We start from the raw sequence: 12,375 nt of genomic DNA on the forward strand, positions 1-12,375 counted from the left end.
ATTGCGCGCCGCCCGCGGCGCCGGTCCATGCGTTTTCGCCGTCGCCTGACGGCGTTCCACACGAGGAGACAACAATGAAATCGCTGCTATTGCTGGGCCTTGCCCTGGGCCCCTTGGCCCATGCCGCCGCCGCCGAACCGATTCAACCCGATCCGCGCTACAGCCATGTGCTGTCCTCGTCCGGCCCGCTCAGCCGCGAACAGCTGCTGAAGACGGCTCCGCCGGCGCCGATGAGCCGCGCCGCGCGCGGCGACGCCAATATCGAGCTGATGTCGGTGCCCGGCCCGGCCACCTACACCTATTTGCGCTGCTATTACCGCACCGGCAGCGACGCCGCCAAGCCCACCACCGACTACGTGTGGGGGCTGGACCCCAGCAGCGGCGATTACTACCGCTTGAACGGCTACTGGTGGTCCAGCAGCGCGCTGGACTGGAAAAACATGTATTACACCGACGTGGCGCAGAGCACGCTGCAATCGGTCTGCCGCAACACCTTGCAGAAAAAAGGCATTCAGCAGAACCCGGCGATGGTGTTCGCCGCCGACAACCAGCTGTCCTTCAACTACACCGTGTGGACCAACGGCAAGGCCGGCCAGGGCGCCGCCGTCAACAAGATCGTCGCCTTCGGCGACAGCCTGTCCGACAACCAGAACGTCTACAACGCCTCGATGTGGACGCTGCCCAACCGCAACAGCTGGTTCCTAGGCCACTTCAGCAATGGCCAGGTGTGGGTGGAATACCTGGCCGGCCGCCTGCAGCTGCCGGTGTACAACTGGGCGATAGGCGGCGCCGGCGTGGACACGCAAAAACTGGTGATTCCCGGCGTGCAGCAGCAGGTGCAGTCATGGAAGGATTACATGAAGCAGGCCCGCGACTACGATCCGGCCACCACCTTGTTCACCATGCTGATCGGCGGCAACGATTTCGTGAACTACAACAACTCGGTGGACAAGGTGATCAGCGGCCAGAGCCAGGCGCTGACCAGCCTGATCGACGCCGGCGCGCGCAACATCCTGGTGCTCAATCTGCCCGACGTGTCGCGGGCGCCGGTGTTCCAGTTCAAATCCGGCGCGGCCCAGGTGGCCGTCCAGGTGCGCGACTACAACCAGCGTCTGAACGCCCTGGCCGACCAGCTGCGCCTCAAGTACGGCAGCGGCCTGAATCTGCGCGTGTTCGACAGCTACGCGCTGTTCAACAAGGTGCTGAACAACCCCTCCGCCTACCAGTTCAACAACACCACCCAGTCCTGCCTCAACATCAACGCGGACTCCAGCACCAACTATCTGAGTTCGCAGAGCCCGCGCGCCAACTGCGTCAATCCTGACAGCTTCGTGTTCTGGGACACCCTGCACCCCACCACCCGCACGCATAAAGTGCTGGCGGACGAGGTGTACGCCTTCCTGAACGGCTCCGCCGCCCTGGCCCGCCGCTGAGCCGCCGCGCGTTCTCCAACAGGCCGCCGCAGGCGGCCTGAGCCCGCGCGGAGAGGACGAGGCCCGGCTTTGCCGGGCCTTTGGGCGACACGCGGATGCGCTTGGCCCGCCCCTGGCCTATTGTTTTGCAAAGGGTTTTCCCGACGCGCATTTGAGCGCGGCTGCGGCAAAGCATACAATGAAGGATTTTCCGGCGCGCCCGCCTCCGCGCAGCGAGCCGGCCCGGAACCGCAAGCGAAGGCCCCCGATGTCCTCCCTGACCCCATTGCTGCACAGCGCCGAAGCGGCGCGCGCAGAACTGATCGCCCGGCTGCAAGCCGAAGACACCAATTGTTACCGCCTGTTTCACGGCAGCGTGGAAGGCATGCCCGGCCTGACCGTGGACCGCTACGGCGAGCAGCTGCTGGCGCAAAGCTTTCACCAGCCGCTGAGCGATGACGAGCTGGCGGAGATCCGCGCCCATTACCAGGCCAGCCACCCCGGCCTGCCGCTGATGTACAACGACCGCAGCGCCGGCAATTCGCGCATCGGCAACGCGCTGAGCCTGGAACAGCAGGCCGAGGCCGAAGCCGACCACACCATTCGCGAGCTGGGCGTCAACTACCACTACCGCGCGCGCCACAAGGGCCAGGACCCGTGGCTGTTCCTGGACCTGCGCGCCGCGCGCCGCCATGTGATGCAGCTGGCGGCCGGCAAGAGCGTGCTCAATCTGTTCGCCTACACTTGCGGCGTCGGCGTGGCCGCGGCCAAGGCCGGCGCCAGCTTCGTGATGAACGTCGACTTCGCCGAATCCAGCCTCAGCATCGGCCGCGCCAACGCCAAGCTCAATCTGCTGGCCACCCGCCCGCGCTGCGTGCAGAGCGATGTGTTCGCCGCCCTCCGCCAGCTGTCCGGCATCGGCCAGCCGGAACGCGTGCGCGGCAAGAAAATGCCGCCCTTCCCCAAACTGGAAGCGCGCCAGTTCGACCTGGTGTTCCTGGACCCGCCGCGCTACTCCAAGAGCCCCTTCGGCGTGGTGGACCTGATCAACGACTACCAGGCGCTGTTCAAGCCGGCGCTGCTGGCCACCGCGCCCGGCGGCACGCTGATCTGCTGCAACAACGTCGCGCAAGTGGACGGCGACGCCTGGCTGGAAGCGCTCCAGCGCAGCGCGGCCAAGGCCGGCCGCGAAGTGCGCGCGGCGGAATGGATAAGCCCGGACGCGGACTTCCCCAGCCCGGACGGCAAACATCCCTTGAAGATTGTCGCGCTCAGCGTCTGATCTGTGCTCTTGACGGCTTGAGGCTACGCCCCAGTTGCCGCGACCAGATCCAATCTGGCTAAACGCCCGCCTTGCGCGGGCGTTTTTGCATGAAAAACCACACCGTTTGAACCATATGGCATTTTTACTGATGATTTAAAATTACCGTTTATTTTCACCTGTAAATACTTAAAGATCCCGGTACGGCATCACGCCGCTACAGCCGCGCTAGACGGCATACAACAGACAGCTTGACTCAAATCACGTATCGGGAAAGTCTCTATGAAACCTCAACTGCTACGCGGCCTGCTGGCCGCGGCCGGCCTGTTCGCCGCCAGCCAGGTTCACGCCCAGCTGGACCCGCAACTGGACTATCTGTCCCCGGGCGGCCCGCTCAGCGAAGCCCAGGTCAAGGCCGCGGCGGCCAAACCGGCCGTGGCGATGGGAGCCGCCACCTACACCTATCTGCGCTGCTATTACCGGCTGGACATGAGCCCCGGCAAGCCGCAAACCAATTACCACTGGGCGCTGGACCCCAGCAGCGGCGATTACTACCGCGTCAACGGCTACTGGTGGTCCGGCAGCATCGTCGCGCTGAAGAATATGTTCTACAGCGACGTGGCCCAGGACACCCTGGCCGCCGTCTGCCAGAAGACGCTCGCGGCCAAGGGCCTCAGCCGCCCGGTGGCGCTGTACGCCGCCGCCAACAACCAGATGTCCTACAACCACACTATCTGGAGCCAGGACAGCGCCAGCCAGCCGGCCGGCGTCAACAAGCTGATCGTGTTCGGCGACAGCCTGTCCGACACTCAGAACATGTACGGCGCCTCGCAATGGCGGCTGCCCAACGCCAAGAGCTGGTTCATCGGCCGCTTCAGCAACGACCGGGTCTGGGTGGAATATCTGGCCGAACAGCTGAAGCTGCCGATCTACAACTGGGCGATAGGCGGCTCCGCCGGCGATCAGCACCTGGTGGTGCCGGGCTTGCTGCAGCAGGTGGAATCATGGTCGCAATACATGCAGAAAGCCGCCAATTACCGGCCGGAAAACACCCTGTTCACCATGCTGATAGGCGGCAACGACTTGCTCAACTACGGTCGCACCGTGGACCAGGTGATAAGCGATCAGGGCAAGGCGCTGGAACGCATCATCACCGCCGGCGCGCGTCACATCGTGGTGCTTAACCTGCCCAACCTGGCCCGCACCCCGGCGGCCCAGGCCAGCGGCAAGGCCGCCGCGCTGGCGCCGCAAGTGCGCGACTACAACGCCAAGCTGGCGCTGCTAATCACGCAATTGCAGCAGAAGTACGGCAACACGCTGAAGCTGAATCTGTTCGACAGCAACACCTTGTTCGACGACCTGCTCGACCATCCGGCCAAGTACCAGGTCAGCAACGCCACCCAGTCCTGCCTGGACATTGCCGGCAACGCCAGCCTGCCCTATATCTGGGAGCAGAAGCCGCGCGCGGAATGCGGCAATCCGGACGCCTTCGTGTTCTGGGACGTGCTGCACCCCACCACCCACACGCATAAGTTGCTGGGCGGCTATGTCGCCAACTTCGTCAAGGCCGCGGATCCGGCGGTCTCCGCCGCTGCGGCGCTGAAGGCGCGCCGCTAAGCGCTGACCCCAAGCCGCCGCCATCACGCGGCGGCTTGGGGTAAGATGCCGGTTTCAGCCGGACTTTCCGCCATGAGCCAGACACCGCAAACCGTCCTCAGACCCTGCCCCAAATGCGGCGCGCCCGCCTTGCTGGTCAAGGCCGGCTCCCGCCGCTTCTGGGTGCAATGCAGCCGCTATCCGGACAACGGCAATTGCAGCGCCATCGGCGCCCAGGCCGACAACAAGAAAGAAGCCGTCGCCAACTGGAACGCCGGCCGCTGAGCGCGCACCATGAATCTCTCGCCCTATCTGCTGACGCCGCTGCTGCTGGTGTTGTCCAATGTGTTCATGACCTTCGCCTGGTACGCCCACCTGAAGGACATGTCTTCCAAGCCCTGGTGGCTGGCCGCGCTGGCCAGCTGGGGCATCGCCTTGTTCGAGTATTTGCTGCAGGTGCCGGCCAACCGCGTCGGCTACGGCGCGATGACGCTGTCGCAGCTGAAGATCATTCAGGAAGTGATATCGCTGTCGGTATTCATACCGTTCGCGGTGTTCTACATGAACCAGCCCTTCCGCTGGGACTATGTCTGGGCCGGGCTGTGTCTGGTGGGCGCGGTCTACTTCATGTTCCGCGGCTGAAGCCGGCTACTGGTTGGCGCGCACCCAGCGATGCCATTGGGAGAACAACTCCGGATTGAGCGCGGCGATGGCGGAACGCTTCCAGATCACATCGCTCCAGTAATCGTCGCTGTTGAGGCTGGCGATCTGGCCGCCGGCCTCTTCCAGGATCACCGCGCCGGCGGCGTAATCCCACAGCCGCTGACCGCCATGAAGATAAAGATCGTAGCGGCCGGCCGCCAGATAACACCAATCCAGCGTGCTGGAACCCAGATTGCGCAGGCTGCCGCAGGGGCAGGTGCTGCCGATGCGCGCGGCCAGCTTGCCGGAGCGCAGGTATTTGACCTCCACGCTGGCGATGGCGTCGCACATGGTGTTGACCACGGTTTTCAGCGGCAGGCGCTGACCGTTCAGATAAGCGCCCTCGCCGCGGCTGGCGTAGAACATTTCCTGGGACACGGGGTTGTAGATCACGCCCAGCCGGCTCTTGCCGCCCACCATCAGGCCGACTGAGATGGCGAAATACGGCAGGCCGTTGACGAAGTTGGTGGTGCCGTCTATCGGGTCCACCACCCACAAACCGTCCTGATTTTCCGCCCACAGCCGGTCCTGCTCGGCCAATTCCATCTCCTCGCCCAACACCGGGTGCGGCAGGATGCGGGGCAAGGCGGCCTGCAAAGCCTGCTGGCAAGCCATATCGGCCTCGGTGAACAGCGTGCCGTCGTCCTTGCGGCTTTTGCCCACTCGCAAAAAGCGCGGCATCACCTCGTCGCGCGCCACTTCCCTGAGCACCTGCATCACCTGTTCCAGCACCTGCATTCGTTTTCCCCCAAGGCCGCTGCAATCTATTTGCTGCAATCGCAGCAAACAAAGCAAAATACCGGTATCAACAGCGACTTTCAATACGTCATGCCCAGGTTTTACATTGACGCCGACCTCAGCGTCGGCCAAACGCTGGCCCTGCCGGACACCGTGGTGCGCCATGTCCAGGTGTTGCGGCTAGGCGCCGGCGACGCCGTCACCTTGTTCAACGGCCGCGGCGGCGAGTACGCCGCCACGCTGGACGCGGTGATGAAGCGCGACGCGCATTGCCTCATCGAAGGCTTCGACGACGTTTCACGTGAAACGCCGATCTGGCTGGGCCTGGCCCAAGCCATTTCCGGCGGCGACAAAATGGAGTTCACCCTGCAAAAAGGCGTGGAAATGGGCATATCCGCGTTCCAGCCCATCGCCGCGGAGCGCTCCATCGTCAAGTTGTCCGGCGAGCGCGCCGACAAGCGCGTGGCCCGCTGGCAGGAGATCGTGATTTCCGCCTGCGAACAAAGCGGCCGCAACGCCATTCCTCAAGTATTGCCCATCCTGTCGCTGGAGCAATGGCTGAAACAGGCTCCGGACGCCGACGCGCGGCTGATTCTGTCTCCGGCCGGCACCCGGCGCCTGGCCGACATCGCCGCCGCGCCGGCGCGCGCCTGGCTGATGGCCGGCCCGGAAGGCGGTTACTCCGCGCGCGAAGAAGCCGCGGCGCTAAGCGCCGGCTGGACGCCGCTGAAACTGGGTCCGCGCATCCTGCGCACCGAAACCGCGGCGCTGGCCGCGGTGGCGGCGATACAGACCGTGTGGGGGGATTACCGCTAGCCCGAGCGGCGCGGGGCGCTCTGCCCCGCTATAGGAAACGCAGCGGATCTATCTTCCACTTGTCCGGCGACTCATGTTTGACGATGCGGTCGCCGCCGCCGAAACCCATGCCGCGCGACAGGTCCACCAGCTCCGGGGGGATGTAGACATTGCTCTTGGTGCTGAAAAACACCTTCACCTTGGGCGAGATCAGATTGCTCTCGTTCTGCTCCACCACCACGCCCAGCCGGCCGCTCTCCAGCCGCACCAGGGTACCGATAGGATAAATGCCTATGCTGCGCATAAAGGCCTGCACCAGCTGCGGATTGAAGTGGAACTTCGACCACTCGTAGATCTTGCGCAAGGCGTCGGTGGGCGCCATGCCCTTGTGATAGCAGCGGTCCGAGGTCAGCGCGTCGTAGACGTCGACGATGGCCGCCATCTGCCCCAGTTGTGAAATCTCCTCGCCCTTGAGCCCGGCCGGATAGCCGCTGCCGTCGTGGCGCTCATGGTGCTGGGCCGCCACCAGCACCGCGGTTTCGGAAATGCCGGTGGTTTGCAGCAGGATCTGCTTGCTCTCCACCACATGGCACTTCATCACCGAGAACTCCTGCTCGGTCAATTTGCCCGGCTTGTTGAGAATGCGGTCCGGAATCTTCATCTTGCCGATATCGTGCAGCATGCCGCCGATGCCGGCGTGATGAATCACCTCCTTGCTCATCCCCATTGCGTTGCAGAAGCTGACCATCAAGGCGCCGACGCTGACCGAATGCTGGAAGGTGTAATTGTCCTTGTCCTTGATCCGGCACAGCGACAGCAGCGCGCCGCCGTTGCGCAGGATGGACGAGGTCATCTTGCTCACCGAGGGCTCCACCATCTCCAGCTCCACCTGCTTGCCCAGGCGCACGTCCTTGAGAATGCCCTGGATGATCTGGTTGGCTTCGCTGTGGATCAGCTGGGCGCGGCCGAACTCGGCGCCGGCCTCCACCTGCCGCTCCAAAATGGTTTCGCTGCTGCCGAACTCGCGGATCTGCTCCTCCAGCAGCTTCTTCACCTCGGTGGCGGTCGGCGCGGAAGGCAGATCCAAGCCCTTGCGCGTATCGATGTACACCTCGTGAATGCCGGAGTCGGCGATCTTGTGGATCTCTTCCTCGTGCTTGATCAAAAAACGCTTAAGCAAAAAGGGGTGCGACATCCAATCGCAGTTCAGATCGTGGATGTACATGCCCACCTTGAGATCGGCCACTTCTATGCACTTGATCATTCTGTGCTCTTTATCCCGCCGCGCGCCTGTGCCGCCGGCCGCGCGCATGCGTCTCCGCCATCCTGTCACCCAGACCCCGCCGGCCGATGTCGCCGGCGAAAATGGACCGGCCCGCCCCTTGCCGCCCGGGCGCGCCTTCTTTCAGCATCAACTCCACTATCGGCATTTGCAAGGTATTCCATTAGCCCGTCGGTCAGGCAAGCGGCTTCGCATGACGTGCGAATTCACCGTCAAACTCGCGCAAAGCCTGCTAGATAACGCAGCGCGCCGCCGCTTGTCACGCGGCTGTAAATATTGCCGCCGCGTCCGCTGTGGCGCGCTCCCCACGTTCGGCCGCTCCGCGGCCCGCTTTTAGCGCGTCGGCATGGACCGGTGCGTGGCTCTGGCTTTAATGTCTATAAATAAGGGCAAGACGCCGGGCTTCGCCTCCGCTCGCGCGCGGCCGCGGCAGACCGCCATAGAACAAGCTTCGCAAGGTATTGGGGAAAGAAGAATGGAACAGCAGAAATGGGGCCGCCTGAGCACCCGCATCATTCTGGTGGCCGCGGCCGCCATCGCCGTCGGCTTCGCCGTCATGATCGGCCTGATCGCCTGGCAGAGCTATAGCTCGGCAGTGGACCAGGGCTACAAGCTGGCCTCGGAACAGGCCAGCAGCTACGCCAAGGACGCGGAAAGCGACTTCGCCCGCAACTTCACCCTGCCGCGCCATCTGGCCGACGCGGTGCAGGGCATACAGCGCGTCGCGCACCCGGACCGCAAGCACACCGACAACACCATCCAGCAGATGCTGGACAACGCGCCGCAATCCGTGGGCCTGTGGATGCTGTGGGAACCCAACGCCTTCGACGGCAACGACAACGGCTTCCGCATGGACTGGCCGCGCCACGACCCCACCGGCCGCTATCAGCCCTATGTCACCAAGAACGACAAGGGCAAGGCGCAGATGGACGTGATGATGTCGGCGGACCGGGTCAAGGAGTTCCCCAAGTTCAAGGAGCATCCGGAAAGCTATCAGCCGGACTACGAAAAACCGGGCTGGGGCGATTTCTACTACGTGCCCAAGCAACGCGGCCGCGACACCATCACCGAGCCCTACCCCTACGAGGTGCAGAACCGCAAGATCCTGGAAAGCTCGCTGGCCGTGGTGATCAAGGACGCCGCTGGTAAGATGCTGGGCGTGTCCGCCACCGACATCGCGCTGGACGATCTGCAAAAAAAATTCGGCCAGATCCGGCTGTATGAAACCGGCTACGTCAGCATGCTGTCCGAAGGCGGCCTCTACGTGGTGAACCCGGAAGCCGGCCTGCTGGGCAAACCCGCGCCCAAGGACAGCCCGCTGACGCCCTATCTGGCCAAGATCAAGCAAGGCGAGGACTTCGTCTACGAGGCCGGCGGCTTCACCCACTTCTTCCACCCGGTCAAAGTGGCCAATACCGGCCAGTTCTGGACGCTGGGCGTCAGCATTCCCACCGCCGCCATCACCGCCGACGCGCGCAGGCAAAGCCTGACCGCGGTGCTGATCGGCGCGGTGGCGCTGGCGCTGATCCTGCTGGTGCTGGCCGGCGTGGTACGCGCGCTGACCCGGCCGCTGAACCATCTGGCCGCCACCATGGAACAGTTGGCGTCCGGCAAGGGCGATCTGACCATACGCATCCCGATCCGCAACCGCGACGAAATCGGCCGCACCGCCGACGCCTTCAACCGCTTCATCGCCAGCCTGCGCGACATGTTCGTGGAAGTGCGCGAGCAAAGCCTGGCGGTCACCGCGGCGGCGGTGTCCCTGCAGGAGTCCGCGCGCCAAGTGGAAAGCGCCTCCGCCTCGCAATCGGACGCCGCCAGCGCCACCGCCGCCGGCGTGGAGGAAGTCACCGTCAGCGTGCAGCACATCGCCAACACCGCCCAACTGGCGGAGAGCACCGCGCGGGAAACCGGCAGCCTGACCGAGCAGAGCGTCGCCACCGTCAACCAGGTCACCGCCGAAATCCGCCGCATGACCGACAATATGCACGCGCTGGCGGAACGGGTGAACGGCCTGGGCGCGCGTTCGGCCGAGGTCAGCACCATCGTCAACGTGATCAAGGACATCGCGGACCAGACCAATCTCTTGGCGCTGAACGCGGCGATCGAAGCGGCGCGCGCCGGGGAAATGGGCCGCGGCTTCGCCGTGGTGGCGGACGAGGTGCGCAATCTGGCCGGCCGCACCGCCGAGGCCACGGTGGAGATCAGCCGCATCGTCAACGCCATCGGCCAGGAAACCCGCGACGCGGTCAGCGATGTGCAAAAGAGCAGCCAGCTGGTGGGCAATAGCGTGGCCATCGCCGAAGACGCCAATCAGGCGATGCAGACCGTGCTGGACCGCAGCCACGGCCTGGTGGGCAGCATCGTCGACATCGCCTCCTCCACCCGCGAGCAATCCGCCGCCAGCCTGGAGATCGCCCAGAACGTGGAGCGCATCAGCAGCATGGCGCAGAGCAATAGCGACGTGGTGCGCCAGGTGGCCGCCTCGGTCGGCCATCTGCGCGAATTGTCGGCGCGGCTGGAGGCGCTGGTGGGCGATTTCCGCACTTGAACCGCCGGACCGCGAAAGGAAAATCCTGATGACGGCAATCGACTGGTGGCCGTTTGTCGCCGCCTCGCTGCTGCTGGTGGTGACGCCGGGCGCCGGCACCCTGTCCATCCTCGGCGCGCTGAGCGGCGGCGGGCTGCGCGCCGGCTACGCGGCCCAGGCCGGCCTGCTGGCCGGCGACCTGATCCTGATCGCGCTGGCCGGCGGCGGCGTGGCGGCGCTGCTGGCCGCCCACCCAGGCTGGTTCGAGCTGCTGCGCTACGCCGGCGCGCTGTACCTGGCCTGGTTGGGCGCCAAGCTGCTGTTCCGCCGCGACGGCGGTGCCTCGGCCGTGACCGCCACGGATCAACGCAGCGCCGGCGCCTGCTTCCGCCGCTCGCTATTGATCACCCTGGCCAACCCCAAGGCCATCCTGTTCTTCATGGCCTTCTTCCCGCAATTCCTGGACGCCGGCCGCGCCGGCCCGGCCGGCTTCGCACAGCTGGCCGCGGTGTTCTGCCTGATCAATATGCTCTACCTGGCGCTGCTGGTGTGGCTGGCCGGCCATCTGCGCCGCCGCGCGTTCGCCCCCGGCGGCCGCCTGCTGCTCAACCGCCTGCTAGGCGTCTGCTTTCTGGGCCTGGGGATCAAATACGCGCTGCGCTGAGGATCTGTTCATAGTCTGCTGCGCGTCGCGCAGGATGGATGGCAAAGGGCGTTGAAACCGGCTTCGAAATGCTCATGTGCCACGAGTACATTCCGCTTTCTCAGCCGCAAGGCCTTGTCTCGCTCTAGCTCGCTAGACTTTGAACAGGCTCTGGGCTCCAGCTTGCCCGCGCGCGGAAGTGTCCCTTTTCTGCCATCAATTTCGATAAATGCGACACGGGTCTTACCGCCGATCCGGAATTGGGATTACAATCCCGCAATTTTGTTCGGACCACAGGCAATGAACCACGCAACGACGCTTCCCGCACGACGCACCGCCCGCCACGGCGGCGATCTGGCGTTGGCGCGAGGCCTTGCCGTTCCCGGACCCCGACGCAGTAATAAAACAAGCTCCTGATGCCAGGGGCTTTTTTTTTACCCGCGACTCATAAAGCCAATATTGAAAGGACGCGACCATGGCCAACCCCCTCTACCGCAAACACATCATTTCCATACCGGACTTCAGCCGCGAGGAACTGGAGCTGGTGGTGGCCACGGCAGCCCGCCTGAAACAACAGCCGCGCAACGACCTGCTGAAGGACAAGCTGGTGGGCAGCTGTTTCTTCGAACCGTCCACCCGCACCCGGCTGTCCTTCGAGACCGCGGTGCAACGGCTGGGCGGCAGCGTCATCGGCTTCGCCGACGGCGGCAACACCAGCGCCAAAAAGGGCGAAACCCTGGCGGATTCGATCAAGATCATCGCGTCCTACACCGACGCGGTGGTGATGCGCCATCCCAAGGAAGGCGCGGCGCGGCTGGCCAGCGAATTCTCCGCCGTGCCCATCATCAATGGCGGCGACGGCTCCAACCAGCACCCGACCCAGACCCTGCTGGACCTGTTCACCATCCGCGAAACCCAGGGCACGCTGGAAAACCTCACCGTCGCCTTCGTCGGCGACCTCAAATACGGCCGCACCGTGCATTCGTTGACCCAGGCGCTGTCGCTGTTCGGCGCGCGCTTCTACTTCGTGTCGCCGGAGCAGTTGGCGATGCCGGACTACATCTGCGAAGAGCTGGACGAAAAAGGCATTCAGTATACCGTGGTCGGCAGCCTGGACGACGTGATCCCGCAAGTGGACGTGCTGTACATGACCCGGGTGCAGCGCGAGCGCTTCGACGAGGCCGAGTTCAAGAAAATCCAGGGCAAGTTCGTGCTGCGCGCCGACATGCTGCACAGCGCCCGCACCAATATGAAGATTCTGCACCCGCTGCCGCGCGTCGACGAGATCGAAACCAGCGTGGACGCCACGCCGCACGCTTATTACTTCGAACAGGCCAAGAACGGGGTCTACGCGCGCCAGGCGCTGCTGTCGCTGGTGTTGAACGAGACCGTCTGATTCAGGAAAAGGAAACCATC

11 protein-coding genes are annotated in these 12,375 nt (G+C 64.3%); 9 read left to right on the forward strand and 2 right to left on the reverse strand.

Annotated features, from left to right (window positions below; translation table 11 throughout):
* Nucleotides 1-74: 74 nt before the first annotated feature.
* From JC616_RS23610 to JC616_RS23630, 5 genes are all read left to right on the forward strand, one after another.
* Entirely contained in the window at nucleotides 75-1,433 is a 1,359-nt protein-coding gene (locus JC616_RS23610; RefSeq protein WP_227105804.1) for an SGNH/GDSL hydrolase family protein, read from the forward strand.
* 247 nt (nucleotides 1,434-1,680) lie between these two features.
* Nucleotides 1,681-2,694, forward strand: coding sequence for a class I SAM-dependent rRNA methyltransferase (locus JC616_RS23615; RefSeq protein ID WP_107801262.1), 1,014 nt, complete (start codon nucleotides 1,681-1,683; stop codon nucleotides 2,692-2,694).
* 261 nt (nucleotides 2,695-2,955) lie between these two features.
* Nucleotides 2,956-4,290 (forward strand): SGNH/GDSL hydrolase family protein, encoded by a 1,335-nt coding sequence (locus JC616_RS23620; RefSeq protein ID WP_227105806.1) that lies wholly within the window; start codon nucleotides 2,956-2,958, stop codon nucleotides 4,288-4,290.
* A gap of 72 nt (nucleotides 4,291-4,362) precedes the next feature.
* On the forward strand, nucleotides 4,363-4,554 hold the full coding sequence (locus JC616_RS23625) for a Lar family restriction alleviation protein (RefSeq protein WP_227105808.1): 192 nt from the start codon (nucleotides 4,363-4,365) through the stop codon (nucleotides 4,552-4,554).
* Between the two features lie 9 nt (nucleotides 4,555-4,563).
* Nucleotides 4,564-4,911, forward strand: a complete 348-nt coding sequence (locus JC616_RS23630; RefSeq protein ID WP_107801265.1) for a DMT family protein — start codon at nucleotides 4,564-4,566, stop codon at nucleotides 4,909-4,911.
* A gap of 6 nt (nucleotides 4,912-4,917) precedes the next feature.
* Here the strand turns inward: JC616_RS23630 and JC616_RS23635 are convergent, their stop codons facing one another.
* Entirely contained in the window at nucleotides 4,918-5,703 is a 786-nt protein-coding gene (locus tag JC616_RS23635; protein ID WP_197081382.1) for an inositol monophosphatase family protein, read from the reverse strand.
* A gap of 96 nt (nucleotides 5,704-5,799) precedes the next feature.
* Between JC616_RS23635 and JC616_RS23640 the strand changes: the two genes are divergently transcribed.
* Complete coding sequence (locus tag JC616_RS23640) at nucleotides 5,800-6,525, forward strand: 16S rRNA (uracil(1498)-N(3))-methyltransferase (RefSeq protein WP_227105810.1); 726 nt, start codon at nucleotides 5,800-5,802, stop codon at nucleotides 6,523-6,525.
* Nucleotides 6,526-6,553: 28 nt separating this feature from the next.
* Here the strand turns inward: JC616_RS23640 and JC616_RS23645 are convergent, their stop codons facing one another.
* Nucleotides 6,554-7,768: an HD-GYP domain-containing protein gene (locus JC616_RS23645; protein WP_107801266.1), complete on the reverse strand. Its 1,215-nt coding sequence runs from the start codon at nucleotides 7,766-7,768 to the stop codon at nucleotides 6,554-6,556.
* A 493-nt stretch (nucleotides 7,769-8,261) separates the two neighbouring features.
* Between JC616_RS23645 and JC616_RS23650 the strand changes: the two genes are divergently transcribed.
* From JC616_RS23650 to pyrB, 3 genes are all read left to right on the forward strand, one after another.
* Nucleotides 8,262-10,337 (forward strand): methyl-accepting chemotaxis protein, encoded by a 2,076-nt coding sequence (locus JC616_RS23650; protein ID WP_227105813.1) that lies wholly within the window; start codon nucleotides 8,262-8,264, stop codon nucleotides 10,335-10,337.
* 28 nt (nucleotides 10,338-10,365) lie between these two features.
* Nucleotides 10,366-10,980, forward strand: coding sequence for a LysE family transporter (locus JC616_RS23655; protein ID WP_227105815.1), 615 nt, complete (start codon nucleotides 10,366-10,368; stop codon nucleotides 10,978-10,980).
* A gap of 454 nt (nucleotides 10,981-11,434) precedes the next feature.
* Entirely contained in the window at nucleotides 11,435-12,355 is a 921-nt protein-coding gene (pyrB, locus tag JC616_RS23660; protein WP_227105817.1) for an aspartate carbamoyltransferase, read from the forward strand.
* Nucleotides 12,356-12,375 lie beyond the last annotated feature (20 nt).

Source organism: Chromobacterium rhizoryzae (assembly GCF_020544465.1).
Lineage (GTDB): Bacteria > Pseudomonadota > Gammaproteobacteria > Burkholderiales > Chromobacteriaceae > Chromobacterium.

Excerpts from the sequence above, each read along its gene's own strand:
- JC616_RS23610 (WP_227105804.1), top strand. The coding sequence starts at position 75 with ATGAAATCGCTGCTATTGCTGGGCCTTGCCCTGGGCCCCTTGGCCCAT.
- JC616_RS23615 (WP_107801262.1), top strand. The coding sequence starts at position 1,681 with ATGTCCTCCCTGACCCCATTGCTGCACAGCGCCGAAGCGGCGCGCGCA.
- JC616_RS23620 (WP_227105806.1), top strand. The coding sequence starts at position 2,956 with ATGAAACCTCAACTGCTACGCGGCCTGCTGGCCGCGGCCGGCCTGTTC.
- JC616_RS23625 (WP_227105808.1), top strand. The coding sequence starts at position 4,363 with ATGAGCCAGACACCGCAAACCGTCCTCAGACCCTGCCCCAAATGCGGC.
- JC616_RS23630 (WP_107801265.1), top strand. The coding sequence starts at position 4,564 with ATGAATCTCTCGCCCTATCTGCTGACGCCGCTGCTGCTGGTGTTGTCC.
- JC616_RS23640 (WP_227105810.1), top strand. The coding sequence starts at position 5,800 with ATGCCCAGGTTTTACATTGACGCCGACCTCAGCGTCGGCCAAACGCTG.
- JC616_RS23645 (WP_107801266.1), bottom strand. The coding sequence starts at position 7,768 with ATGATCAAGTGCATAGAAGTGGCCGATCTCAAGGTGGGCATGTACATC.
- JC616_RS23650 (WP_227105813.1), top strand. The coding sequence starts at position 8,262 with ATGGAACAGCAGAAATGGGGCCGCCTGAGCACCCGCATCATTCTGGTG.
- JC616_RS23655 (WP_227105815.1), top strand. The coding sequence starts at position 10,366 with ATGACGGCAATCGACTGGTGGCCGTTTGTCGCCGCCTCGCTGCTGCTG.
- pyrB (WP_227105817.1), top strand. The coding sequence starts at position 11,435 with ATGGCCAACCCCCTCTACCGCAAACACATCATTTCCATACCGGACTTC.